General features: G+C 53.1%; 19 protein-coding genes and 1 pseudogene. 8 read left to right on the top strand and 12 right to left on the bottom strand.

What is annotated here, in order from left to right:
• Positions 1 to 183 precede the first annotated feature (183 nt).
• Positions 184 to 3,216: a glycoside hydrolase family 3 N-terminal domain-containing protein gene (locus tag ACOQPM_RS03335; protein WP_420627808.1), complete on the top strand. Its 3,033-nt coding sequence runs from the start codon at positions 184 to 186 to the stop codon at positions 3,214 to 3,216.
• Here the strand turns inward: ACOQPM_RS03335 and ACOQPM_RS03330 are convergent.
• Positions 3,193 to 4,134: a cation diffusion facilitator family transporter gene (locus ACOQPM_RS03330; protein WP_420627807.1), complete on the bottom strand. Its 942-nt coding sequence runs from the start codon at positions 4,132 to 4,134 to the stop codon at positions 3,193 to 3,195. The two genes, ACOQPM_RS03335 and ACOQPM_RS03330, sit on opposite strands and share 24 nt — an antisense overlap.
• Before the next feature lie 141 nt (positions 4,135 to 4,275).
• Positions 4,276 to 5,301, bottom strand: a complete 1,026-nt coding sequence (locus tag ACOQPM_RS03325; RefSeq protein ID WP_420627806.1) for an NAD-dependent epimerase/dehydratase family protein — start codon at positions 5,299 to 5,301, stop codon at positions 4,276 to 4,278.
• Positions 5,302 to 5,459: 158 nt separating this feature from the next.
• Here ACOQPM_RS03325 and ACOQPM_RS03320 point away from each other — a divergent pair, with 158 nt between their 5' ends.
• On the top strand, positions 5,460 to 6,722 hold the full coding sequence (locus ACOQPM_RS03320; protein ID WP_420627805.1) for an AI-2E family transporter: 1,263 nt from the start codon (positions 5,460 to 5,462) through the stop codon (positions 6,720 to 6,722).
• Between the two features lie 70 nt (positions 6,723 to 6,792).
• Here ACOQPM_RS03320 and ACOQPM_RS03315 read toward each other — a convergent pair whose 3' ends face one another.
• Positions 6,793 to 7,803, bottom strand: coding sequence for an NAD(P)H-quinone oxidoreductase (locus tag ACOQPM_RS03315; RefSeq protein ID WP_420627804.1), 1,011 nt, complete (start codon positions 7,801 to 7,803; stop codon positions 6,793 to 6,795).
• Between the two features lie 273 nt (positions 7,804 to 8,076).
• On the opposite strand from ACOQPM_RS03315, the gene ACOQPM_RS03310 reads away from it, so the two are divergent.
• Together ACOQPM_RS03310 and ACOQPM_RS03305 are read left to right on the top strand one after the other, a co-directional pair.
• Entirely contained in the window at positions 8,077 to 8,625 is a 549-nt protein-coding gene (locus ACOQPM_RS03310; protein WP_420627803.1) for a phosphoribosyltransferase family protein, read from the top strand.
• Between the two features lie 188 nt (positions 8,626 to 8,813).
• Positions 8,814 to 10,484, top strand: coding sequence for a hydantoinase B/oxoprolinase family protein (locus tag ACOQPM_RS03305; RefSeq protein WP_420627802.1), 1,671 nt, complete (start codon positions 8,814 to 8,816; stop codon positions 10,482 to 10,484).
• A gap of 56 nt (positions 10,485 to 10,540) precedes the next feature.
• Here the strand turns inward: ACOQPM_RS03305 and ACOQPM_RS03300 are convergent, their stop codons facing one another.
• From ACOQPM_RS03300 to ACOQPM_RS03275, 6 genes and pseudogenes are all read right to left on the bottom strand, one after another.
• A complete protein-coding gene (locus ACOQPM_RS03300) occupies positions 10,541 to 12,550 on the bottom strand; it encodes a hypothetical protein (RefSeq protein ID WP_420627801.1) in 2,010 nt (669 codons plus the stop codon).
• 339 nt (positions 12,551 to 12,889) lie between these two features.
• Complete coding sequence (gene topA, locus ACOQPM_RS03295; protein ID WP_420627800.1) at positions 12,890 to 15,292, bottom strand: type I DNA topoisomerase; 2,403 nt, start codon at positions 15,290 to 15,292, stop codon at positions 12,890 to 12,892.
• A gap of 125 nt (positions 15,293 to 15,417) precedes the next feature.
• Positions 15,418 to 16,518, bottom strand: coding sequence for a mannose-1-phosphate guanylyltransferase (locus tag ACOQPM_RS03290; protein ID WP_420627799.1), 1,101 nt, complete (start codon positions 16,516 to 16,518; stop codon positions 15,418 to 15,420).
• A gap of 48 nt (positions 16,519 to 16,566) precedes the next feature.
• Positions 16,567 to 17,700, bottom strand: coding sequence for a DNA-processing protein DprA (gene dprA, locus ACOQPM_RS03285; protein WP_420627798.1), 1,134 nt, complete (start codon positions 17,698 to 17,700; stop codon positions 16,567 to 16,569).
• A 74-nt stretch (positions 17,701 to 17,774) separates the two neighbouring features.
• Positions 17,775 to 18,650, bottom strand: a complete 876-nt coding sequence (locus ACOQPM_RS03280; RefSeq protein WP_420628254.1) for a hypothetical protein — start codon at positions 18,648 to 18,650, stop codon at positions 17,775 to 17,777.
• Between the two features lie 123 nt (positions 18,651 to 18,773).
• Positions 18,774 to 18,968: pseudogene (locus ACOQPM_RS03275) on the bottom strand (hypothetical protein); the annotation flags it as partial.
• A gap of 313 nt (positions 18,969 to 19,281) precedes the next feature.
• Between ACOQPM_RS03275 and ACOQPM_RS03270 the strand changes: the two are divergent.
• Positions 19,282 to 20,151 carry an SDR family oxidoreductase gene (locus tag ACOQPM_RS03270; RefSeq protein ID WP_420627797.1) on the top strand — a complete coding sequence of 290 codons (870 nt, stop codon included), beginning with the start codon at positions 19,282 to 19,284 and terminating at the stop codon, positions 20,149 to 20,151.
• Positions 20,152 to 20,216: 65 nt separating this feature from the next.
• On the opposite strand, the gene ACOQPM_RS03265 is transcribed toward ACOQPM_RS03270, so the two are convergent.
• Entirely contained in the window at positions 20,217 to 20,840 is a 624-nt protein-coding gene (locus ACOQPM_RS03265) for a flavin reductase family protein (protein WP_420627796.1), read from the bottom strand.
• A 52-nt stretch (positions 20,841 to 20,892) separates the two neighbouring features.
• Entirely contained in the window at positions 20,893 to 21,882 is a 990-nt protein-coding gene (locus tag ACOQPM_RS03260) for an HD domain-containing protein (protein ID WP_420627795.1), read from the bottom strand.
• Positions 21,883 to 22,054: 172 nt separating this feature from the next.
• Between ACOQPM_RS03260 and ACOQPM_RS03255 the strand changes: the two genes are divergently transcribed.
• A complete protein-coding gene (locus ACOQPM_RS03255) occupies positions 22,055 to 23,611 on the top strand; it encodes a hypothetical protein (RefSeq protein ID WP_420627794.1) in 1,557 nt (518 codons plus the stop codon).
• A gap of 40 nt (positions 23,612 to 23,651) precedes the next feature.
• Here the strand turns inward: ACOQPM_RS03255 and ACOQPM_RS03250 are convergent, their stop codons facing one another.
• Positions 23,652 to 24,908, bottom strand: a complete 1,257-nt coding sequence (locus tag ACOQPM_RS03250) for an MFS transporter (protein WP_420627793.1) — start codon at positions 24,906 to 24,908, stop codon at positions 23,652 to 23,654.
• 193 nt (positions 24,909 to 25,101) lie between these two features.
• Here ACOQPM_RS03250 and ACOQPM_RS03245 point away from each other — a divergent pair, with 193 nt between their 5' ends.
• Together ACOQPM_RS03245 and ACOQPM_RS03240 are read left to right on the top strand one after the other, a co-directional pair.
• Positions 25,102 to 25,737 carry a helix-turn-helix domain-containing protein gene (locus ACOQPM_RS03245; protein WP_420627792.1) on the top strand — a complete coding sequence of 212 codons (636 nt, stop codon included), beginning with the start codon at positions 25,102 to 25,104 and terminating at the stop codon, positions 25,735 to 25,737.
• 196 nt (positions 25,738 to 25,933) lie between these two features.
• Positions 25,934 to 26,830, top strand: coding sequence for a S1C family serine protease (locus ACOQPM_RS03240; RefSeq protein WP_420627791.1), 897 nt, complete (start codon positions 25,934 to 25,936; stop codon positions 26,828 to 26,830).
• Positions 26,831 to 26,927: the final 97 nt, after the last annotated feature.

Here is a 26,927-nt window from a genome sequence, read left to right as displayed (position 1 = left end):
ACAGGTGATAGGAGTAGCAATCTACGGTATAATCAAAGTGTCGGATCGCTTACCCGCCTGCCAATGGCAACGGCCGTTTCTACGGCAAAATTGAGCAGGTGGTGTCTGAGCAAAAACGCCGCTTTGCCTCGCTGATCCGCAACAAACACAAATTAAATTATATATTGGGAGCAATTGTTCATCTTGAGCACTGTTTATGAGCGTGTTAACAGCAGTTGGCGTTGGTGGAGAACGGCCGTTTGCCTGGCACTCGTTCTCCTGTTTAACGTCGGCGGCAATCCGCTCCAGGCACAAGACGAACCCCCAGCCACCCCGCCAGATTCCGCCGAAAGCTTAGCCACTGCCCAAACCCTCCTGGACAATATGAGCGTTGCCGAGCGTGTGGGGCAGCTCTTTTTGGTCACCTTTGAAGGCGACCAAGCCACTCTTGAAAGCGACATCGCCGACCTTATCACCAACTACCACATTGGTGGCGTGGTGCTTTCTGCCGCCAACGACAACATTACCGGGTATGGCGATCCGACCAACATCCCTAGCCAAACGGCCGAACTCACCCGCAACCTGCAAAGTCTGGCCTTGCGCGGCGAACCAATCCTGGCTGTTGATGTAGACGAAGTGGAAGAAGGTGCCGTGCCGCCGACGCCAGAACCAATTGAACCATTTACCCCCATCCCCTTATTCATTGGCGTTGCCCACGAAGGGGATGGTTACCCCAACAGCACCATCCTCAGCGGCCTCACAGACGTGCCCAGCAATATGGCCATCGGCGCCACCTGGCAGCCCGAACTGGCGCAGCAGGTTGGCCAAGTAGTGGGTGAAGAACTCACCAGCCTGGGCATCAACATGCTGTTTGGCCCCTCGCTAGACGTCGTTGAAAATCCAGACCCGTTCAGCCCCAGCGATTTGGGCGTGCGCTCATTTGGCGGTGATCCCTACTGGGTGGGCGTGATGGGCAGTGCCTATACCGCCGGCGTACACATTGGCAGCCAAAACCAAATTGCCGTCATCCCCAAACATTTTCCTGGCTTTGGCGCCAGCGACCGCCCCCTGCATGAAGAAGTACCTACGGTTCGCAAATCGCTGGAGCAGTTGCGGCAAATTGAACTAGCGCCCTTCTTTGCCGTGACCGGCGCAGCAACCCGCCCAGAAGCCATTGCCGACGGTTTGCTCACCACCCACATTCGCTACCAGGGATTCCAGGGCAACATCCGCGCCACCACAAACCCCGTTAGCCTAGACCCGCTGGCACTGTCTGCCTTGATGGCGCAAGAAGAGTTAAGCATCTGGCGCGACGCGGGCGGTCTCATTGTGTCTGATGCGCTGGGGGTACGCGCCGTTGAGCGGTTTTATGGGCAACAGCAGGGCTTCCCACACCGGGTGGTGGCCAAAGATGCGTTTTTGGCGGGGAATGATTTGCTCTACTTGTCTGAGTTTGCTCAAGAAGGTGCGCCATATGCCGATGAGCTATTAAATATTATTGACACTATTTTGTGGTTTCAGGAACGGTACATCACAGACGTCGCCTTTCAGCAGCAGGTAGATACGGCCGTCCTCCGCATCCTCCAGCTTAAATTGCGCCTTCATAATGACAGCTTTGAGCCAGACACCATTCTGGAAAACATGACTGTCGCCGAAAATATTGTTAGCAGCGAAAGAGGCCAGGCCATCACCATCGAAGTGGCTCAAGCTGGTCTCACCCTCATTGCCCCAGACCCAGAGGAACTGGCGGAACGGCTGGTGCAGCCCCCAAGCAGTGGCGAACAGATTCTAATCTTCACCGACATGCGCGATTACCAGCAGTGCGGTTTTTGTGAACCGCAGCCGCTCATCGGCCTGAATGCAATTGAAGATCAGATGTTGGCACTGTATGGCCCCCAAGCGAGTGCCCAGCTTCAACCTGACCAGATCAGCAGCCATAGCTTTGCCGATCTGCAAGCGTTTATTGATGCTGGGCCAGACCCCATCTTTTACAACACGGTACCCCTAACGCCAACGGTGGCTCCTGACAGTTCTCCCACCCCGGAAGATGGCCCCACAGCAACCCCGTTGCCCACGGCCACGCCGCCACCAGAATTTTTAGTTCAGGAAGATTTACGCACGGCCGACTGGATTATCTTTGCCATGTTGGATCGTACCGGTGCAAATTCGTTGGCGCTAAACAACTTTTTGGCGCAGCGGCCAGACCTAGTGCGCGATCAGCGGGTGGTGGTGTTTGCTTTCAATGCGCCATATTATCTGGACTCAACAGAAATTACGCAGCTAGCCGCGCTGTTTGGCCTATACAGCCACAATGAAGCGGCCATTGATACGGCCGTTCGCGCCCTGTTTCAGGAGTTACCTTTTGGTGGTGCCTCGCCAGTTAATGTTGCCGGAGCCAGCTACGATCTCTTCCTGCAAACTCAGCCCGCAGCCAATCAGGTCATTGGCCTGGATGTGACCGACCAGGACGGCGATGCCTCGGCCGGGGATGAGCCATTTGCTGTCTCCGTTGGCGACACGCTGCGGCTGCAAACGGGCGTCATATTAGACAATAATGGTAATCCCGTTCCAGATGGCACGGTGGTGCGCTTTGTTCAACGAGATCGGGTAGCCGGTTTGGTCAACATCATTGATGAAATTCCCACGATAAACGGGCAAGCCCAGCTAGATTATGTGCTGGAAGCCCGAACAGAGGGCGGGCAGTTTCGCATCGTAGCTGAATCTGGTGCGGCACTTATCTCACAGGAAGTAGACATCACCGTTGGGGCTACAGAATCTGGTGGCGGTGCCCAAATTTCAATTATTGACCCGACCCCCCAACCAACGCCCAGCATTACGCCTAGTCCGTCGCCAACCGCGACTGCAACAGCCTCACCTACTAACTCTCCAGAACCCACCAGCACCTCAACGCAGGCAGAGCCATTACCAGTGGAACCGGGCATTCGCATTGAGCTGTCGGAGTTTTGGTTGTTAACGGCCGTTTTCGCAGGCATCCTCATCTCTAGTGGGGCAGCATTCTCACTGGGGCGACAGCAAAATGTGGCCTTGGCACAGCAAATCGGCTGGCCGCTGTGGACTATCGTCGGTGGGTTGCTTACTTACATTTATTTCCAGTTGGGTCTACCAGGGACTAACAATCTGGGAGAGATGCAAATTGGCTGGGGCTTCCTCACCAGCTTTGTGGGGGGGCTGGCCGGGCTCATCCTCTACTGGCTACGACAAAAGCTCAGAATCTAACTGTCCTGCCTCTACTTCCCGATACAGCGAGATATCCTCCCACGATACCGGATCATCCACAGGCTCCAAATGGGTAAACACCGTCACTGGAGGAAGTACAAGCCGCAAATCACGCTCAACCTTCTCGAGCAGCGCGTGTCCCCGATTCACCGACCATGCTCCTGGCACCTGCACATGCACAGAAATAAAACGATGCGCTCCTGATTGGCGCGTCCGTAAGGCATGGTACTGTACCTCGTTGCCCGTATATCTGTCCAAGATGTTTCGCACCTGGTGCAATTCATCTGCTGGCAGAGAACTATCCATGAGGCCATCAACGGCCATTCTAATTAACTTCACGCCCATCAGCACAATATGGATAGCTACCAACAGACCCAAAACTGGGTCTAGCCACTGCCAATCCGTCAGGCCGACAGCCAGCACCCCCACAATCACGCCAACCGAAGTCCACACATCGGTAAGCAAATGATTGGCGTTGGCTATGAGCGTAAGTGATTTGTGGCGACGACCCACTCGCAGCAGTGCCAGAGCAGTTAGCCCATTGCCTATGGCTGCCAACACAGAAATGAATAATCCGATTCCAATTTGCTCCAGTGGCTGCGGAGCCAGCAATCGCTGAAAGGCAGTATAGCCAATCGCAAGAGCTGCAAAAAGGATCAAGCTCCCTTCAATGCCACAAGCAAAATATTCGGCTTTGCTGTGGCCGTATTCATGCTCTTCATCCGGCGGCTGGGCTGCAACAGTGAGGATGATAAGGGCAAAGGCTGCTGTTACCAAGTTCACGCCCGATTCGAGCGCATCAGATAACAAGCCAACTGAGCCAGTTAGCCAATAAGCCGCAGCTTTTAGCCCAATAGTGAAAACGGCCGTCGCCACAGAAAGCCATGCAAATTGAGTTAGTTGAGGTCTGTCTTGCATTCCCAAATTGTGACAAACTCTCAGCCAACTATCTATAGCGGGCGATCATTCTGCATTTAGTTCAGTCTAAGTGAACAAAAAGTTGTGTTTAATTCGGCCGTTCAACCCAACTAAAAGCTCTTGTAATTTTCCAATCGAGCACTATCCATTGACACCTGTTTGATACATCTCGCGAATATTTGGTACCAGATAGTCGTCAAAGGCTCTATCCACGTCATACTCTGGCTGCCAACCCCAATCCTGACGCGCCTGCTTATCATTTAGCCCGGCAGGCCAGCTATCAATAATCCCCTGGCGATGTTCATCGGGCGCAAACGTAACCTCTGCCTGCGGAAAACGATGCTGCACCTGTGCCATAAACTCAGTGGCCGACAGGCTGAAGCTGGTCACGTTGTACACCAATCGGTTCAGCGCACTGCGCGGCGCTTCCCACAAACGCAGCAAAGACACAATGGCATCAGGCATGGCCATAAAGGGAATGGTGCTATCTTCCCGCACGAAGCAGCGGTACGATTTGCCCTGCGCCGCCGCGTGCAGCATTTCTGGCCCGTAATCGCTCGTGCCGCCAGAAGGTACGGTGAAGGCGCTAATCAGTCCCGGAAAACGGACGCTGCGAAAATCAAGCATCACTGGCGTGGTGTCTGCCAGTTGCTGGTAATGCTGACTGTAGTAGCTGCCTAGCTGCTCACAATAGAGCTTGTTGCAGCCGTACATGGTGGTGGGGTAGTTCCAATCCCATTCACGGACGTTAAAATCCCGCTGCTTGGTGGCTAAATCTGGCAAGCCATAAGCAGCAATGGAGCTGGGGAACATGAAGCGAACGGACTTACCCCGCTGCTGCGACTGGTCGGCCGCAAGCTGAAGCAGGGTCAGCGTCCCGTTGACGTTTACTTGATGCGCCAGTTCTGGCGAAAACTCGCTGCGAGAGGAAAGGAGAGCCGCCAGATGAAAGATGGAATCAAATTCATACTCGGTTACCAGGCGGGCAAACAGTTTTTGGTCTAAAATGTCGCCAATGATGTGGGTGGAACGGCCGTCTAACCGTTCCGGCAAGGGCTGCAAATCGAGCGTCAGCAAAGTGTACTCATTACCAGCAGACAAGTAATCAATTAGCGCCTGCCCAATTTCACCAGCTGCGCCGGTAATTAAAACCGCCTTCTTACGCATGGCATACTCTCCTGTAATGCTTGTCGAGCCACTTTTCGTTAAGGCTCAAATGGTTGAGTAGGATGCTGTATCATATCACGATCTTTGCAACGGTTCCGCTTCATTGACGTACTAAGGTTGCGTGTGATACTCTCATACGCGAACTTGAGGAGACCCGCATGAGTGAAGACCAACCATTGCCAATTGAACCAAACGGTCAGGATTCTCCACCCTGGTCACGTAGCACCAAAATCATTGTTACCGTCGCAGCATTGCTGCTGCTGATTTGGCTCACTTACCGCTTCCAATCGCTCATTTCCCAGATTGTTATTGCCGCGATTCTGGCTTACATCATGAACCCCATTGCGGTGATGATTGACAAGCGTACCCGCTTAAAGCGCACCACGGGCATTCTCATTCTTTATTTGCTTTTGGCAGTGGCAGTTATTGGCGGCTTTGTGGCACTGGGATTTGCCGCTTTTGAGCAGGTCTCCTCTCTCATTGAGCAAGTACCGACCTTAATTGAGAACTTAACGGCCGTCATCGAAGAGTTCACCGCCCGTACCGATCCATTTGTCTTTGGGCCTTTCTCGTTTACCCCCAATAGCATCAATTTGGAACTTATTCAGGAGCAACTTATTGGCATGGTAGAACCAGCCGTGAGCCAGGGTGGGCAAATCGTCACCGATTTAGCCACGGCCACCATCACCACGCTGGGCAATCTACTGTTCATCTTCATCATTTCCATCTACCTGGCTATCGAAATTCCGCTGCTGGGCGAGCATGTCGCTGGCATGGCGCAGCTACCTGGTTACCGTAAAGATGCGGAACGACTGCTGCGGGAGTTCGGCCGTATTTGGAGCGCTTATTTGCGGGGTCAGGTCATCCTGGGGCTAATCATCTTTGTGGTGGTTTGGCTGGGATTAGCCATTTTGGGCGTGCAAAACGCACTGGCGCTGGGGTTGCTCTCTGGCTTGCTAGAATTTGTGCCAGTTCTTGGCCCCATCATTGGGGCAGGGGCAGCTATCTTGGTTGCCTTCTTCCAGCCAGACACCTTGGCAGCGATGTCGAGTTGGCAATTTGCGGGGGTGGTTTTCATTTTCATGCTCATTGTGCAGCAGCTAGAAAACAACATTTTGGTACCGCGCATTGTGGGGGATTCGCTAGAATTACATCCGCTGGTCGTGATGGTTGCCGTCTTTATGGGGAGTAGCTTGGCTGGCATTCTGGGCGCGATTTTGGCTGCGCCGGTGGTAGCTACAGGCAAGATGGTTGGTCTGTACGCCTGGCGCAAAATGTTCGATCAACCCCCTTTTCCCAACCCGGAAAAAGAGCCTGGAGAATCCACCTCCTCACGATTGCTAAAACGAGGCCAGGCGCTTCTGCCCAAGCGGAAATCCAAACCCGCGCCAAAGATGCCTGAAAAATCCAAAAAAGAGTGACATCGTGCCAGACTTCAAAAGTCTTGTAAGTAACTTAGTCAACATTAAAGATGGTCGAGACTTTTGAAGTCTAAACCACCTCTGGCCGTGCATCTGCTCCTTCCCGGATGGTCAAGATTACTTTACCGATATTCTTGTTTTGCGCCACATAGCTATGCGCTTCCTGCGCCTGTTCAATGGGGAAAATAGTGTCAATTATTGGCTCTAGCTCCCCATCCCGCAGCAGCGGCCAAAAACCAGATTGAAACTGCTCGGTGATCTTTACTTTTTCGGCGGGTGGCCGCGAGCGCAGCGTGGAGCCAATAATTCGCAGTCGCTTGCCTAAAACCAGCCCCATGTTCATCTCGCCGTGCGTGCCGCCGAGAAGACCAATGTTTACGAGACGGCCGTATCGCCCTAAAGCCCGCACGTTTCTGTCCAGATACCCACCCCCCACCGGGTCTAAAATCAAATCTACGCCCTGCCCATGCGTCGCAGCCAGCACTTTCTCTAAAAAATCATCCTGCTTGTAGTTGATGGTTAACTCTGCCCCCAGCTTGCGGCAAGCCAGCAGCTTCTCTGCGCTACCCGCCGTAATGAAAACCGTCGCGTCTGCCGCATTGGCTAGCTGGATAGCCGCCGTGCCCACGCCACTGGCTCCTGCATGAATAAGCACCGTCTCCCCCGCCACCAGATCACCCTCCAAAAAGAGATTGACGTAAGCGGTGTACCACACTTCGGGAACGGCCGTTCCCATGGCAAACGACCAGCTATCCGGCAACCGAATCAACATGCCAGCAGGCACTGCCACCTGTTCTGCATAGCCACCACCAGGCAGCAAGGCACACACCCGATCCCCCACCTGCCACTCCTCTACATCTTCGCCGACTTCAGCAACGACGCCTGCCATTTCCAGCCCCAGAATCTCGCTGGCTCCGGCAGGTGGTGGGTAGCCCCCCGTGGCTTGCAGCAGATCAGCGCGGTTTACGGCCGTTGCCCACACATCCACCAAAATCTCATCAGAGCCAAAAACAAGATCTGGTACCGCCTCCCAAACCAGCCGTGGATTAAGTTGGTCTCCTTTTACCACAATTCCCTTCATAACTGCCCGCCTTCCCTCACAAACCAAATGCCACACACCTGACATTCGGGTAAACTAAGTAATCGTTCGGAAATAAAATAGCAGTTTTCGTACCGAACGATTACTTTAAGCCCATTCGCCAATTCCAAGCTGTGGAACAGCCATTATTCTGCGAATGGGCACTAAGCGCGTTGTCGTTTGCTAGTTGCTGGTTGTTAGTTGTTAGTTACCTCTTCCAAAACTAGCCACTAACAAACCAACCACTACATTCTACATTTAGGAGATTATCACAAGATGAATGAACGTGAAACTTACACCGTTCAGGTTGCAGGCATTACTCGCCATTTGCAGTTGTTTGAGGTAGCACCGGGTGTGCGTATTGCCATTTTCAATATGCTGGGCGATACCATTGTGGTGAAAGCAACGGCCGCTGCCCTGGCCGAACGGCTCAAAGAAACGCCCGCCGACGTGCTGGTAACGGCCGAAGCCAAAGGCATCCCCCTCATTTATGAAATGAGTGCCCTCATGGGGCTGCCCTATATGGTTTTGCGTAAATCGTATAAAAGCTACATGGGCAATGCTCTCAGTGCAGAAACAGTCTCCATCACCACTGGCAAACCGCAAACGCTGTACATGGATGAAAAAGACACCCATTTCATCAAAGGCAAAAAAGTTGTCCTGGTAGATGATGTGATCAGCACCGGCAGCACGCTCAAGGGTATGGAAAAATTGATAAACCAGGCTGGTGGCCAAATTGTAAAAACAGCGGCCGTTTTCACCGAGGGTGACGCTGACTGGAGCCACATCGTTGCCCTAGCCAACCTGCCCGTCTTTACCGAATAATCAAGCCGCGAATTACGCAAATTATCACGAATTTCTGATTTTTTCGCGTTAATACAGTGTTTCAAAAGTTGTTTAAATGATCCTCCGGGAGGTTTCGCTAATTTGTAAAGCCGTAGACCAAACCTCCCGGAGGCTGATGTTAAGCTATTTTATGAAACAAAGTAGTTAATTCACTGCCAAAAAAAACTATGAGTAAACCAACGGCCGTTTCTCTCTCCATATTTCGCTACCTTTTCGCCTCCGTTGCAGAGGAGATGGGCGTGACGCTAGGCCGCGCTGCTTACAGCCCGAACATTAAAGAGCGACTCGATTTTAGCTGTGCCTTGTTTTTTGGCGACGGCCGTATGCTCGCCCAGGCAGCCCACATTCCCGTCCATTTGGGCGCGATGCCCGCTTCCGTACAAGCCGCCATCGAGCAATGTGCCCCCTTCGCTCCCGGCGATGTCGTCATTGTCAATGACCCCTACCAGGGCGGCAACCATTTGCCAGACATCACCCTCGTTTCGCCCGTCTTTTTCAGTAATCAGTTATCCGTAATCAGTGAAGAGTCAACAGATTACGGATCACCGAACGCGAAGCGGTCGCGCAGCGACATTACGGATCACCGATTACCGGTCTTCTTTGTCGCCAGTCGCGCCCACCACGCCGATGTCGGCGGCATGTCCCCCGGCTCCATGCCCCTCTCCACCGAAATCTACCAGGAAGGCATCATCATCCCGCCCATCAAGTTGGTGGCGGCAGGCCAGCGCAACGAGGCAGTTTGGCAGCTCATTTTGCGGAATGTGCGTACCCCTGAAGAACGCAACGGCGACCTAGCCGCCCAGCTAGCCGCCCACGCCATCGGCGAAAAGCGGCTGGCAGAGATTGTAGAGCGGTACAGCTTGGACGAAGCTCTAGCCCACGCCGATGCTCTTATTGACTACGCGAAGACATTGACGGAAACGGCCGTCTCCCAAATTCCAGACGGCCGCTACAGCTTCACAGACTATCTTGATGACGACGGCCAGCCAGAAAGTCTCCCCATTCCTATCAAAGTCACTATCACGGTGGCGAGCAGCCAAATGCACGTAGATTTTACAGGTACCGCCCCCGCCGTGCGCGGCAACCTGAACGCCGTCCCCGCCATCGCTCGCTCTGCTGTGGCCTACTGCCTGCGCTGTACCGCCCTGGCACTTGTGCAAACCGACCTGCCTATGAACGACGGTGCGTTCGCGCCACTCACCGTCACCATTCCCCCCGGTTCGCTGCTAGACCCGCCCCAGCCACACGCCGTCGCTGCTGGCAATGTGGAAACATCCCAACGCATCACCGACGCCGTATTCGGGGCTTTGGCGCAAGCCTTGCCCCAGCTCATCCCCGCCGCCAGCCAGGGTACTATGAACAATCTCACCTTTGGTGGCAAATTTCCCGGCACGGAACGGCCGTTTGCCTATTACGAAACCATCGGCGGCGGGGCAGGCGCAGGGCCAGAAACAGATGGCGGCAGCGGACTGCACGTCCACATGAGCAATACGCTCAACACCCCCGTCGAGGCGCTAGAGTACAGCTTTCCGCTGCGGCTGGAGCAGTACAGCCTGCGTCAAAACGCTGGCGGCAACGGCCAGCAGCGCGGTGGAGATGGTCTCGTCCGCGCCATTCGCTTTCTTACACCCGTCACCGTCACCGTTACCAGTGAACGGCGGCAGCGGGGAGCTTATGGGCTGCAAGGGGGCGAAGACGGCCGTCCTGGCCAAAATCGTCTCATTCAAAGGGAAACCGTCACCGATCTACCAGGCAAATTCACCCGCCAGCTTGCAGCCGACGACATTTTGCAAATTGAAACGCCAGGGGGTGGCGGTTGGGGGAAATTAGGCAATTAAGTAATTGGGCAATTGAGCGATTACATAATTACTCAATCGCCCAATTACAAATCCTTTTAGGGCGTGACGGTCACAATATGGCTAGCAACGGCCGTTTGCCCGCTGCTGGTCGTAGCACGGAGAGTAATAACATGCTCACCGGGCGGCAAATCGTGCAAGAATAGTGCCGAATCAGCTTCTACAGCCTCACCATCCACAGACCAGACAAAATCGCTTAACGCGCCATCCTCGGCGTCTGAGGCAAAGGCATACAGCGCGGCGGGTGCACTAGCGGATACAACGTCCGGCCCGCTAATCCAGGCGGTGGGCTGCTTGTCGCTCAGCGGCGTGGCCAAATCCACCTCAAACCGGGTTGGCACGCCCTGATCAGCCAGGAGGATTTGGAAACGGCCGTTCCCTCCACCAGGCAAATTCGTCAAATCAACCTCCAGGCTGCCGCCCAGCACGTTCAGGCCAACAGTGGTCCAGGTGAGGCCGTTGTTTGCCGTGTAGCGCACGTTGGCAGGGACGTCGGCCACGCCCCAGCTTACGGTGGCGGAGTCGCTGCGCTGCGCCAGTGTTGCCTGGGCAACCAGGCCGCTGGTGGAAAGTGTGCGGTTGGCAACGGCCGTTCCTGTTGCCGCCTCAATCACTCGCAGTTCTGCAACCGGAACATCTGGCGCAGGAATTACGCCCCGAATCGCCCGTGCCGTCACGCCGACTTCCTCAGCGAGCATCAAATCTACTGGGTGCGTAGCAATGATATTGCCTGCGGCATCCAGCAGTTCCACTTGGTACCAGCTGTTTTGGGGAGATATGGCCGTTGCTGGTGCAAAATAGACCGGACTGAGCGAGACCGTCCCATCATCCGCCACAGAACCGCTAATGTGCAAGCTCTCACTCTGCGGCGTCCAAACAAATACACCATTGTTCACCTGGTCGGTGTACAACGCCTTGTAGGTAAAATCAGACACCCAAACTGGATCACAGTAACTCATCATATCCACGTAACCGCCAGGATTGTACAGCGTCAGTGAACCACCAATGCCGTCAATACCGTACTCACCAATCGAAGCCCCAGCATGTTTGGGATCGGTAGACCAATTTGTGCCCGTTACGTTGCAAGGTGCATGGTAACGCCCAAAATTGTGGCCAATTTCATGGGCAGCCAACTGCCCGGTTGCATCTGTTCCAAACCCGGAAGGCAAGTTATGAATACCTACCGATGCACGATAGCCAATCCAGCCAATGCCAGCAATGCCACCAGAACAGTTAAACCAGGTATCTGAACAGCTCGTGCCAAAATTGACATACGCATAGTAAACAGTTGACAATGGGGAGGGGCTCATGTTCTTAACTGTGGTTGTCTCGTCCAGCAGTCTCTCCCATTCGCTCCCATTATCCCGAAGGTTACCAGTAAAAGCGTAGGGTGAGCGAAATGTAATGCTCATATTGCTCAAGGGGTAAGCACGCATCACCCAGTCGCTGATTTGCTCCGTACTTGGCGCAGCATAAAAACCATTGCCCCCAGATGCGCCAGTTTGGGTGTAATTAATAGGCACAACAACTATGTTTAGTGTCGGAACGGTGTTGAACGTCACCGTTTCGCTATAGCTACCTCCGTTTTGGCCATCAATGACGGCCGTAATTTGCACCGTGCCAGAGAGCCAGTCGGCGGGTAACGTAATGTTGTAAGTGCTGCCTAAATTTGCCCGCGATGAAGCAGCCGAAGCGGTCATGGTGTTTGAAGTCACGGGTGTAAGCGGGGTTCCACCTCGCATGGCTGTGAGCGTAACGCTGGTGTTATCTCCTGGATCACCGCTTTTGGTTTCTGTGTAGACGCGAACCACCGTAGGCCGATCGGCCACTAGCGGCACACCATTGTCGGCATCTTGAACAGATTGGGTAATTTCTAACTTGGTAATGAATAAGTCTGGTGGATTGGCCACCACTGGCAGGTAAGTCAATTCAGACGAACCGTCAACTGAGGCTATAGCTAATTGACCACTGCTTACACCCAAGCTCACAGTTATTAATGTAAGCACTAGGGCTAAAAACGATAGGAGTGAAGCAAGTCGCAGTTTCATATTTTTTCCTTTACATAAAGCAACACGGGAAATTGATTGAACTTCTGTGAGGTGACACTTTTGATTGGCTCACGATGATATTTTAGCAATTTCGGTGGCAACTGTCTCTACGTTTTGGTACTAATTTAGCAACGTTCTGCAACGGAAAGCGAAAGTCAGAATTTCGTTGAGCATAGGAGCGTCGCCTCGGCGCTTCGCGCCTGGCGACGTTAAAAGAGGAGGGTTTTTTCAGTTTTTGGGGTGTGACACCCCAAAAACTGAAAAACCCTATAGTATCTCCCGCACGGGGTGGGAAGCACCCTCGTGCGGGCGGTCATTGCGCCAACAAATTTGCGGTGCCTAATCGGCAACGGCCGTTTCCAGCTCCACTGGCTCTTTCAAACCACAAGCCTCACACGCTGTCTCATTTTCATTTTTCTGAACCAGAATGCCGCTACAGCTATTAGTGGTATCTGGTACAGGCTTCTTCCAACTGCTAAATTCGCAGTCCGGGTAGCGTGAGCAGCCGTAGAAAACCCGCCCCCGCCGTGTGCGGCGCTCCACCATTTCGCCACCGTTGGGGCAAGTGACGCCAATCTTGTTGAGCAACTGCTCTGTGTGCCGACATTTGGGGAAGTTAGAGCAGCCAATGAAACGGCCGTACCGCCCTTCTCGATACAGCAACTCATTGCCACAGTTGGGGCAAGCTCGTCCCACAGGCTCCACTTCTTTCTTCAAATCAATCTTGGGAATAGATTCGTCGGCGATTTCCAGCTTCTCGGCAAATTGCCCGTAAAAACTGCCGATGACCGGCACCCACGCCTCCCCTTCGGCAATTTTGTCCAACTCATCTTCCAGACGCGCCGTAAAGTCCACCGACAAAATGTCTGGGAAATATTCAACCAGCAAATCATTCACGATCTGGCCAGTTTCTGTCGGCTGTAGCCGCCGCTCTATACGGTCCACATACCCTCGGTTTTGAACGGTGGAAATGATAGAGGCGTAAGTGCTAGGGCGACCAATGCCGTATTCTTCCATCGCTTTCACCAGTGTGGCCTCACTAAAGCGCGGTGGTGGCTGGGTAAAGTGCTGCTCTGGCAGCAGCTGCAGCAGATCGAGCAGTTCGCCTTCTTTCAAATCAGACGGCACCCGGTTTTGGTCGTCATCTGGCCGATCTTCGGGGCGGCTTTCTTCGTAAAGCGCCAAAAAGCCAGGGAAAGTCATCACTGAACCCGTGGCACGGAAGAGATACGGCCGTTTCTGCACCTCTACCTTCCCATCACCAGCCCAAATATCTACCGACACCGTATCATACCTTGCTGGCGACATTTGGCTGGCAACAAACCGATCCCAGATCAGCTTGTACAAGCGGTATTGGTCACGGGACAGGTGCTCTTTGATTTCCTTAGGCACGCGGGCAACGGCCGTTGGCCGCACTGCCTCATGTGCTTCCTGCGCCGTTTTAGATTTGGTTTTGTACTTTGGCGGCTTCACGGGTACATAGTTCGGGCCAAACCGCTTACTCACGTAAGATCGCGCCTCGGTTTCTGCCTCTTTGCTCACCGTCACGCTGTCGGTACGCATGTAGGTGATCAAACCAACCGTCCCTTCTTCACCGCCTAGGTCAATTCCCTCGTACAGCTGTTGGGCAATACGCATTGTTTTGCTGGTGTTAAAGCTCAACCGCCGCGACGCTTCTTGCTGCATGGTGCTGGTCGTAAACGGGGCGGCAGGGCGACGGGTTCGTTTGCCAATACGCACATCGCCAATTTCCCAAACTGCCTTTTCTAGCTGATCCAGATGAGGCTTTACAGCGTCTTCGTTTGGCAAGACCGGGTCTTTTCCATTCAGTTTGTGCAGACGTGCTTGGAAGAACGGCCGTTCCGACGCCTCTCGGTACTGCTCCCGGCTCAACTCTGCACCCAGCGTCCAATACTCCTCAGAGACAAACTCTTTGATCTCACGTTCGCGCTCCACGACTAGCCGCACAGCTACAGACTGCACCCGCCCTGCCGATAAACGGCCGCGCACCTTGCGCCACAGCAGCGGGCTCAATTTATACCCAACTAAGCGATCCAAAATGCGCCGTGCCTGCTGGGCATTCACCCGATCCATATCAATGCCGCGTGGTTCTAAAAACGCTTTCTCAATGGCTGGTTTGGTAATCTCATGAAAAACGACGCGCTTGGTAATCTCCGGGTCCATCTCGGCGGATTCCAGTACATGCCAAGCAATCGCCTCCCCTTCCCGATCTGGGTCCGTTGCCAAATAAATCTCTTTGGCTTTGGCAGCAGCTGCTTTAAGCTCCTTAACAACATCCCGCTTGTCGTTGGTCACGCGGTATTCCGGCTCAAAATCGTTATCCACATCCACGCTCAGCCGCGACCGCAACAGGTCGCGCACATGGCCTACGCTGGATTTCACCGTATACCCACGACCCAAATAGCGACCAATTGTTTTCGCTTTGGCAGGAGATTCCACCACAACCAGCCTGCCGCTGCGTCGCGTCCGCTTCTTTCCTTTGCGGCTCGTGGACTTCTTCTTAGTGGATTTTGTCTTCTTTTTTCTTTTAACTGTAATTTCAGGCTTGGGCAGATTTTCATGGGCAGGTGTGTAGCCAGCCTTGTAAATGGTGCCGCCACAGTTGGCACAGGTGCCTCGTGTACCGGGCGAACCATTCGCTGCCCACTCGGCTTTGGCATCTAGCAGTTCGTGCTTACCCTTGCACGAAAAACAGTATCCTATCAATTTCTCTTCACTCATAAACTTTCTCTATACAAACAAAAAACGCAAAACGCGGTGTACGTTTCACGTTCTCTGTTTCAGTAAAACGATTTTCACCAAATCCCAGATTAACTTACCGGATTTGGTGGGCTAATCTGGAACAATTAACTATATGGCTCTAAATCGGTCCCTTCCAGACCGTCCACCATTTTCTTAACCAGCGGAATATTATCCTTATGCACAACTAGGATGGCATCTTCCGTGTTTACCACAATCATTCCCTCAAGGCCAATAACGGTCACCAATTTATCAGACTCGTAATTGTAAACCAGGCAGTCGCTAGACTCTTCCACAACAACTTGCCCCTTGGTTACATTCGCTTTGAGGTCTGGGTCAATTGCCTCTTTGAGCGCATACAGCGTGCCTGGATCGCTCCAGCCCATTTCACCATGTAGCACCAACGCCTCAGCAGGGTTTACATGGTGCAAAATGGCGTCATCAAAGCTCATGGATTCCAAATTTGGATAGACGCGATGTAAAGTCTCCCGATAATTCGGCTGCCCAATTGTGTCTTCAATTTCTTTGAGACCAGCCCACATGGTGGGTTGCAGCTGTTGGTACTGTTTCCGCACAAAACCGATTGTGGTAACGAAGTAGCCAGTATTCCACACATGCGTGTTTTCGGCAAACATCTTTTGGCACGCTGCCAGCGGAGGTCTGTAGCTGAGGGATTGAAAGCCGTAGTAAGGACGGCCGTTCACAGTCCCCTTTTCCTCGCCCAAACCAATCCAGCCAAGCTGGTCGTTGGCAAAGCGGGGCGTTTCCCCAATGAACAAAATTTTTGCTTTTTGGTTGGCCACCAATTTCTCCGCGCCATCCAGCACCCGGCGGAACACATCCACCTGATCCATATAATTATCGCCCCACAAAATAGCGACTGGTTCGCTATCCAAAGCGTCGGCAGGGGTTGCTTTTGCCAAATGAGCCATTGCCAAGCCAACGGCCGCGGCCAAATCGCGCCGGGTCGGCTCGCCAATTATGTTGGCGTTGGGTAGCTCTGGCAAATGATCCCGGATCATATCAACATAGGCTTCATTGGTGGAGATGAAGATATTTTCTGCGCCGTACACATTTGCCACGCGGTCAACCGCCAGCCGCAACGTAGATTTTTCGCCGATAATGGGTTCAAACTGCTTGGGAGATTTTTTACGGCTAATAGGCCACAGGCGGCGGCCAGAGCCACCGGCAAAAATGATAATTTTCATGTGCTATCCTCGTTTTGGGCAAACCACTGCGTAATCGCTTTTTGGTTTTCAAGATTCCTGCGGCGGTTCGCTAGTTGTGTTGTAGATTGGGCCGTCTTCACGCAAAAGTATGTAGTTCATGCCACCTACCTGCTGTACCATCCCTTTTAGTTCCATCAGCGTGAGGGTGCTGCTCACCAACGCGCTGGGTAGCCCAGTGGAGCGACTGAGGTCGTCTATGTGAATGGGTTGGCCAGATAGCTGGCTATACAGCGCAATTTCCTCGGCCGTTTCTGGTAGTACGAGCTGTACGGCCGTTCGCTCCGCTACCATATGCAAATTCAGTTCTTCCAGCACATCCTCAACCTTGGTGACCAATTTAGCACCTTCTTGAATCAACTTGTTTGGCCCTCGGCTGGCGGGGCTATTGATGTTGCCGGGTACGGCAAACACATCGCGGTCTTGCTCCAGAGCAAAGTTGGTGGTGATCAGTGCGCCACTCCGCTCCCCGGCTTCTATCACAATCACGCCCAGAGACAGCCCGCTGATGATACGGTTGCGGGGCGGGAAGTTTTTGGCCTCCGGCTGCACGCCCAGGCCATACTCGCTGATGATAGCTCCCTGTCCTTGCGTAATTTCTTGCGCCAGCGTGCGATTCTCGGCCGGATAGATACAGTCCAAACCAGACCCCAGCACGGCAAAGGTGCGGCCACCAAGTTCAATGGCCGTTTTATGAGCAATAGCATCAATCCCCCGCGCCAAGCCACTCACCACCGTGATGTTGTTTTGCACCAATCCGGCAACTAGGTCTCGTGTAACCTGACGGCCGTATGCCGTCAACCGTCGTGTGCCCACTACAGCTACTGCCCACTGATCTTGCTCCAAAATTTCGCCCTGGTAATAAAGCAGCGGCGGCGGATTAGGAATTTCATGCAGATAATTGGGATAATCTGGCATTTCCCGGGTAAGGAGGGACACCCCCGTCTGCTGCACCCGCGCCAGGGCAGCATCCAAATCAGTTTCCTGGCGGGTTTTCAAAAAGGTTTTAATAGCACGTCTATCGAGGCCAATCTTTTGTAACTCAAACTCGTTGGCTTGCCACGCATGGGCTAAAGAGCCGTAATAATCTAGCAAAGCTTGTACTTTGGCAGGGCCAATGCCTTTCACTAAATTGAAGCCAAGCCAATATTTCAGGTCAGACATTAAAAAAGCATACCTCTTCTAATCTGGTTGTCAATGCGAGCTTGGTTGAGAAAAATTTTGCCCTTTCGAAAGGTCTAAGGCACAAATGTTCCTTGCGTGGTGCATATAACCTCGCTGGAAGCATTGTGAGGTTGCACAATGTATGTATAAGTTGCATCAGGCTCAAAACCACCATCTTCAAAATGATAGAGTTCTACCTCGTATGGCACATCTGTATCACTAAATGTTGGGTGTATAACGTATGCAGACTCGCCAGCATTGGTAGGGCCAGTTACCCAAAAATGCAGCTGGGTCGTCGTTGCAGGCACATTAGACCAAGAAAGAAGAACATTATCAAAAGGCTTACCGGGCACTTCAGTTTTTATTAAGGAAACCTGTACACAGCCTGTACTGCCTGCACCACTTCCGTTTCCACTTCCACTATCTTCGGAAACAGAACAAATCTTGGGCGTCACGCGGCCAGACCAACTTATTGGCACATCGTCGAGGTTTGGTTCAGAAATAACGACTTCACAGTTGGCTACCCATCCTTCCTTGCCCCGATCTGTCACAATTTTTAGCCATTCGCTGCTTGCAGTACGGCCAATGATGATGCCACCTTCATTAACTTCCAATGTCCCTAATTTGACATTCTCCTCGCCTGGGCCAGCCAGGACGTAAACTGTCCCCACGCCTTCTGCGTGCGTTACGGTAATGGGCGGATTATCGTCTGGCGGTGTCGGCGGGTTTGTAGGTGTGTTTGTTGGTTCTGGTGTGTCTGTGGGCACGGCCGTATCTGTTTCATCTGGTTCTGGCGTGGGCGGGATGGGCATGGGCGTGGTTGAAGGAGTTTCTTGGGGAACGGCCGTGTTTTCCACGATGGGAACGGCCGTTGCCACAGGCAATTCGTTACGGCTTCTAGAATTTCCCAGCCGTATTGCAGCAGAAGCGATAATTGCTACTATCGCCACAGCTAATAGAAAAACAATTAGATATTTAGAGGAAGTATCTTTAGGTTCTTTACTTGGAAAGGCATCAACTTTTTCTGCTTGCCCCAAGCCAAATTCATTCTGAAGTCCAGATCGCTCAGAAATGACAAGGTTCCAAAGATCATCGTAAAGATCGTGGCGTTGCGTGTATCTGATTAAAGAAAGAGCAAAGTCATCTATATTTTGATTTCGCAGCCTATCATAATCAATGGACAACCTAAAGGCCAATTGTCGCAGTTCAATTAGGTTAAATTTCTCGATTAGAATATCTAGGAGTTCCTCAGGGGTACGGCCGTTCATGTTCCTGCTCGCTAATGAATTGTGTGTAGAAAAACGCTGCTAGCAGTTTAACATAAAGATTTAGTAAGGTAAACGTGAGTTTTTGCATCTTTTGGCCCCTAATCTTTGTCATCTCTTGCCAAAATGCGTTATTGTTGCAGCGCATTGTTGTAAAAGCGGAAAAGTTTTTGAGAATAAGGAGAGCCATTTCTCCCGCTTTTACCTGAGCAAATCACAACAAAGAAGGTTCGCTTATTTTATAAATCTTCTTGTGATTTGCTGAACACAGCTTACAAAAAATAGCAAGTCCAATTCTCACAAAAGGGAAGCAATCATGTCCCAATCAATAAACAAATCTGACAACGCTTTATCAGGAAAAGTTTGCCTAGTCACAGGCGCGAATTCTGGTCTGGGCAAGGCGACAGCCCGTGAGCTTGCCAAAATGGGATCAACTGTGGTGATGGTCACCCGCAGCCAGGAGCGGGGCGAGGCAGCATTGGCCGACGTGCGGCAAACCAGCGGCAGCAATCAGGTTCATTTGCTACTGGCAGACCTCTCAAGCCTGGAGAGCATACGCCAGTTAGCAGCGCAATTTAAAGCAGCTTACAGCCGTCTAGACATCCTCATTAACAATGCAGGTGCCATCTTCAAAAATCGGCAGCTTTCAGTAGACGGCTATGAGATGACTTTTGCCCTCAACCATCTAGGCTACTTCTTGCTTACCAACTTGCTGCTGGATTTGCTAAAAGCGTCTGCGCCCGCCCGCATTGTCGTCGTCTCATCCGGGGCACATATCGGGGGACCAATCAATTTCGATGATTTGATGCAGGCCAAGAAATACCGCAGCCTTGTCGCTTACGGCCAATCTAAACTGGCCAACATTCTCTTTACCTATGAACTGGCGCGGCGACTGGAAGGCAGTGGGGTGACGGCCAATGCGCTGCATCCAGGGGGCGTAGCCACCGGTTTTGGGCAAGGTGAGGGGGTAATGGGTTGGTTTTTCAAACTGATACGGCCGTTCCTGCTCACGCCCGAAAAAGGCGCAGAGACCCAAATTTATCTGGCCAGCTCCCCCGAGGTTGAAGGTGTCACGGGCAAATATTTCGACAAGAAAAAGCCTATCAAATCATCCAAAGAATCATACGACATGGCCGTTGCCCAACGCCTCTGGCAAATTAGCGAGCAACTCACAGGCCTGGCTTGAATTTTTGCCACAGAGGACACAGAGGAAAAAGAGAAAACCCTCTTAAATCTCTGTGTCCTCTGTGGCTAATCATCATTTGATGGCGGAACACGGTGCATCTCGAAAAAGTCGTTGATATGAGCGTAACTCGCCCCCGCCATTCGGCCAATTGGCTGCAGTTTTTCTGGGGAGATACGGCCGTTTTCATACAAACCGTCCTGCACAAAAATTGATTGCACTTCACCCAAAACGGCCGCACCGCCACCCGGCCCTTCACGCACCATCACAATCTGTTGTAGCTTGCACTCAAAGGCAATTGGTGCTTCCGTTACGCGCGGCACGCGAATGGTCTGGCTCTGAGCGGGCGTCACGCCTGCCCAGGCAAACTCATCCACCCCAGCCTCGAACTCTGTCGCCGTCATGTTCATCGCTTCGGCCGTCGCTTCGTTCACGATATTGATGACAAACTCTGGCACAGCATGAATGTTGTGTAGCGTATCCTTCATCCGCCCGCGCATGTCGCTCCAGCCAGGAGCAAACAGCAGCGTCATGGGGTTGGGGCATACGGCCGTAAAAAAAGAAAACGGTGCCAAATTCGGTCGTCCTTCTGCGTCCACTGTGCTAACCCAAGCAATGGGTCGAGGCACAATCGCGCCAATCATCAGCTTGTAGCGTTCTTTATTGGTTAATTCTTCTGGGTTCAATTGCATTTTTCACCTTTGAGTGATACGTGACCGTTTTGTACACATCATGTTTCACGTTTTACGCATCATTCTTACTTATGACCCGCATCGGCCAGGCACCTTGTTTGCGGCTTAGATACGCTTCCCGCCTGGTGGCAAAATCGGGGTCAAGCGTGGATAACGGCCGTAACTCACCATCCAGCCACAAATCCGGGTCTACCGCCCGCAACTTGGTGCTCACCCGGAACGTCGGATTGTCCTCATCCCACACAAACTGTGTTTCCAAAGAGACCTGCGCCAGCAATGTTTGCAGTGCGTCATCCTCCACAGCGCACAGCTTTTGCCACAAAACCGCATCGGTCCACCAAAAATCATCTTGCGAAATCAAGCCAATAGTCAGCCCACGCCGGATGGCCCGCGCCGTTAGCTCATACAGCCCCACCTCACGGAAGTTGGCCCAGCTACTGTCGTCTGCCTGCATAAACGTCTCCCCAAACCAACGGGCGATGTCAATGCTTTTAAGCGCGATACGGCCGTTCACCACTACTAAATCGTCAATCACCCGCGCAATGTCCGCCTCAGTCGCCAGTCCCAACCCCCTGCAATCCCGCAAAAAATAATCAATCCGATCAGCACACAGTCGTGGCGATGGCTGTTCCAGCAGCGGAAACTGCGCCTCATCCACAAAGTTAGCCCAGTTGTAACCAAACTGGCTCAAAATATCTGGCAAATCTGTGGTAGCCATATATGTTTCCTTCATCTCATCGTGAAAGCTCTGGCCATCATGGTCATCCAAAACATAATCAATCACATGGCTAAACGCCGTGTGGCTCACATCATGCAGCAACGCGCCGATTTGCTCTGGCACCGAACTACCCAGCCGCCGCACCAACAGCATTGCCCCTAGCGAATGATCAAACCGGCTAATCGGCTCTGTTAGGCCAATCAAACCAGTTATGCCATGTTGCAACACGCCTTTCAGCCGTTGTACCGCTTGGGACTGAATTAGCACCTGTAAAACTGGCTCTGTGATGATAACAGAACCGTAAATCGGGTCATTGTATTCCATAATCAATCCTTTACTGCTAGATCATTTTGATCGTGATCACGCTGAATAATTATGAACCATTACACACTTTATCCGCCAATTTTGGTATCATACGGCAGATCATCGCTCAAGCTGGCGACAGAACCTGTCAGGTCTGCAAAAAAATTATTTGTTTCTGAACCAGGAAATTATTATGAAATCACGTCATCTTATTTATTTGCTTGTACTGTTAACCATATTCGCTTCCTGTAACGGAGAAGAACGCCCCACACCCACACCCTTCCCAGATGAAGATGTTACCGAAGAGGCACTCAATCCAGCGACACCGCTGGAAATCAGTATCACTGATTTGGCCGCAGACCCAGAAGCGTTTGCCAACCGTTTTATTGAGCTAACGGGCCGCTACCAGCGGCTTCCGCTGCTGGTATGCGACACCGATCCATACCCGGCACCTGCTACCTGGCAGCTTACTGCAGAGGATGGCAGCCTCATTGCCGTCGGTGGATTTGATTCGCAGCTCCGCTCCCTGTTGCCAAATGATTTAACCATGACCGTAGCCGGGGTTTGGCAACTGTTTGAAGGCCCCGTTGGCTGCGGTAAAGAGGCGGTAAATACCCAAATTTGGTATCTCAAAGTGAGTGACATCATCTCACCCAGCCCCATTGCCCGCGTCACGCTAACGCCAACCGGCGAAGGTAGCCAAATTGCAGACGGTGGCGAGGACACGGCCGTTTCCATCTCCGATACTTCCAATAACCCAAATGCGACACCCACGTTGTCTACAGATAACGATTCGGGTGGCCCACCGCCCGCTGGCACGCCAGTCAGCGGCAGCACCGCCACGCCAGCTTCCTCTGGCAACAACACGCCCACCGGCTCGCCCACGTCATCCACTGGTGGGTCAGGTAGCGGAGCCACACCAACCAATACCCCCACTAGCGCAGCCAACGCCACAAACACGCCAACAGCAGCCAGTGGCGGCGGCAGTACACCAACCACCACGCCGGCCGCGGGCACAGCCACCCCAACCAGCAGCAGCGGCGGTGGTGGCGGGAACCCAACACCGACTTCAGTAGTGCTTTCCACCGCCACGCGCAACCCCAACGATTTTGACACGGTTGAATTTGATGATTTATCGCCAGAGGAGCCTGTGCTGGAGCTTTTGGCCAATGAAGAAGCCCACCTATGGCCAATTCTATTTGAAAACACGGGCGCGATTACGGTGACAGCCATTGCTGAGCCCACCGTCAATCTCGTCCTGGAAATTATTGACCCGGCCGATGATGTGGTGCAGCAGGCCAACAGCGGTGGCGACGGGGCATTGGAATCAATCGTCAATGCCCAGCTAAATGTTGCCCTCGATTATCAAATTCGAGTGTATGACCTCAACACCTCTGGCGGCGAATATTGCCTCATTTTTAGCGAGGCGGGTGGCTTTCCAGACAGTATCAAGGGGCGGCTTGAGTATGGCCAAACGGTAAACCAAACTATCGAAGTGCTAGCCATCAATTATTGGTGTTTCCTGGGCAGTGATGGCGATGATATCACCATTTCTGCCAGCGCCATCGGGGGGGGTGGCGATTTTGTGGTTGGTTTATTCGGCCCGCCAGATTTTGCGGCTATTGGGAATGTGTTTACAGATGATGAGTTGGCGAATATTGTGCTGGAAGAAGACGGCATGTACCTCATTGGTGTGCTAGATTTTGAAGCCGGAGAAGCCGCTTATTCACTGACGCTCACCGAAAATTAGATTACGATTCACACATGCACATCACATTTACCGGACTGCACTAGGCAGGGGCAGCAGGGGGTGTCCGCTGCTGCTGAAAGCGATTAAACCAGAAGAGCAGCGCCACCAATAGCAAGGTGAGAGCAATACCAACGGCGGCAACGGCCGTCATGCCACCCTGATTAAACACCACACCCGTACCCAAACTACCCGCGCTGCTTGCCAGTGAAACCAGCACCTCACTGGCACCCTGGGCGCGAGCCCGTTCTTTGGCTGCTAACGCATCCGCCAGCAAAGATGACCCGGCAATAAAGCAAAAGTTCCAGCCCAGCCCCAGCAAAAAGAGCGCCACTGCCAGGTTCGGTACGGCCGCTGAAAGCGGAGCTAAAATCCCAGAGAGGATCAAAATGGTGGAACCGGCCACAATGAGCGGAAGACGGCCGTACCGATCAATCAGCCAGCCTGTGACGCTAGACAAGCCAAACATCCCCAACGTATGTGCCATAATCACCAACGACACCGACTCTGTGCCATGATTGTGGTGATCCATGTGCAACGGCGTAATCACCATGATTAGCGCCATGACAAGCTGACCAATCGCCATCGAAGCCACTGCCAGCAACACGGTTGGCTGGCGGAAAATTTGGGATAACGGCCGTATCGGCACATCTGTCTCCTCAGTCGGATTTTCAACCGCCAACGCTTGGCTCACCTGCTGGGGGTCAGGGCGCAAAAAAAAGAAAATCGTCAGCAGGCCAACGGCATACAGCACCATGGCCGCTAAATAGGGCCCTGTATCCCCCAACAAATCCCAGCTTTCGGCAAAGCTAGCAGATGGTCCCACCAAAGCTGGCCCACCTATGGCTCCTATCGTGCCAGCAAATACAATTAGGCCAATCACTTTGGCGCGGCGGTCTGGTGTTTGTACCTCTGCTGCCACGTAGCGTGCCTGGTCGCTGCCGCCACGCCCCATCCCCATCAAGGCTGCGCCCGCACAAAACCCAATGAACGACGTATTCATCACCGACCAGACTGTGAGCAAAGCCCCGGCCAACGCCAGCGCAAACCCCACAGAAAGGCCCAGCCGACGCCCCACCTTGTCAAACAACCAGCCAATGGGGTAAGCAGCCAACGCCCGCCCCAGCAGCGTAACCGTATTGGGCACGCCTGCTACCGTGTCGCTGCCACCCAGCTCCGCTGCCAAAATCGGTGTCAGGGTAAAGGCCGCAATCATTGCCGCAGAAAATACACTTTGCGAGAAAAACAGTGCGCCAGTTAGCCGCTGCCGCGTGGCATGGGAAAGGGTTGCTGAATTCATCTGATTCCTTTTAACATTTCCAAAAGAGGCAAATCTTACTCCCAACCCGCCAATTTTACGAACTAACCAAAAGCCGAACAGAGCTTTTTCGATAGCACTGCTAGGCACAAACAATTCCGTAGACCTTTCAGGTTTGGCTTAGCAACTGCGAATCTTACCCTCCTCATAGAGAAGTGTGGTACGCTTGGCCGCTATGAGCGAAATTTCTGTAGCGGTTGTGGCTGACGACCCGCTGGCGCGGGCTGGATTGGTCACGCTGCTGGCGGCTGAACCCAATTGTGACATCATAGCCCAAATGAGCTTAGCCGATTGGCTGGCCGATCTACAGGCAGACGATTGGTCTGACGCACTGCTAGATGGCGTGGTTTGGGATGTGGGTTGGGACGCCGTCACCACGCTGCCCGATGACGAACCGTTTCCGCTGCCTGTGGTGGCACTTTTGCCAGATGAAACGGCCGTTCCCCAACTATGGTCACTCGGCATTCAGGCACAGCTACGGCGGGAGGCCCCAGCCGCAGCGATTGTGGCTGCCATGCAAGTGGCTTTGCACGACGTGGCTGCGCTGGATGTGGATTTTGTAACGGCCGTACAAACCGCCCCCCTCATGGCTCCAGAAACCATACCTGAATACGCCGAACTCACCCCACGCGAGCAGGAAGTGCTCACTCTGCTAGCCGAAGGACTCACCAACAAAGCCATCGCCCACCAGCTTGCTATCAGCGACCACACCGTTAAATTCCACGTCAACGCCATCCTAGGCAAGCTCAACGCCCAAAGTCGCACCGAGGCAGTGGTGCAGGCTACGCGGTTGGGGCTACTGTTGTTGTAAACAATTTTTTGGCCGCGGATTTCGCGGATTAAAAAGATTAAATCCTATGAATTCCGCGGCTAGTACTCCCAACCTACCCATTCTTCCAGGTAGCAACTCCCGAAATGGCTGATTCGCGGCAAGCCAAACTCCCCTAAACTAACAACCATCAACAAACGTAGGCGCGGATTTTTTCCGCGAAAAACAAGGAGCAACTATGAGTAACGTTTTAACTGAACTTTCGGCGGCATTGGCAACGGCCGTTTCCCTGGCAGAAAACAGCATCGTGCGCGTGGAAGGGCGACGTCGCCTCAGCGCAACAGGATTTGCTTGGAGCGAAGATGGCCTCATCCTCACCGCCAGTCACGTCGTTAGACGAGACGAAGGTGTGAAAATTGGTCTGCCCAACGGCGAGCGCGTGAGCGCCAGCCTGGTCGGGCGTGACCCCTCTACTGACCTCGCCTTGCTAAAGACAGACGCCAGCGGCCTAACACCAATCGTTGAAGGGAACAAACAAGAGCTGAGCGTCGGCAACCTGGTACTCGCACTGGGACGTCCCGGACGAACTGTGCAGGCCACCCTGGGTATCGTTTCCGCCCTGGGTGAAGGGTGGCGCACCCGTCGTGGCGGCCAAATTGACCGCTATTTGCAAACCGACGTGGTGATGTATCCTGGCTTCTCCGGTGGCCCGTTGGTGGACATTTCTGGGCAGCTTATCGGGCTAAACAGCTCTGCATTGGGTCGCGGTGTGAGTTTAACAATTCCTACCCCCACTCTAGCGCGAGTGGCGGACGCGCTACAGGCGCACGGCCGGGTTCAACGCGGCTACCTGGGCATCAGCACCCAGCGCGTGCATTTGCCAGATGATTTGAAGGCAGAGCTGAACCAAAAGCGGGGCCTGCTGGTCGTCTCGGTAGAACGTCGTAGCCCGGCAGCCAAAGCGGGTCTGACGATGGGCGATACACTCGTATCCTTTGCCGATAGTGCGGTGCAATCCCATGATGATTTGCTGGCTTTGCTGGCGGGGGATGTTGTGGGTACGGCCGTACCTGCCAAATTCGTTCGCGGTGGCGAGGTTCACACAACCGAAATCACCGTCGCCGCTCGATCTTAATTTCTTGGCTCATGGGTAAAAAGTGTGCATCAATGTGACAGTCACTTTTGAAGTGACTGTCACATAAAGGCACGTCGCACACATCTTATAGATGAGC

Source organism: Candidatus Leptofilum sp. (assembly GCF_965223525.1).
Lineage (GTDB): Bacteria > Chloroflexota > Anaerolineae > Promineifilales > Promineifilaceae > Leptofilum.
The sequence above is the reverse complement of the archived record's forward strand: the minus strand, read 5'-3'. Positions and strand labels throughout refer to the sequence as shown.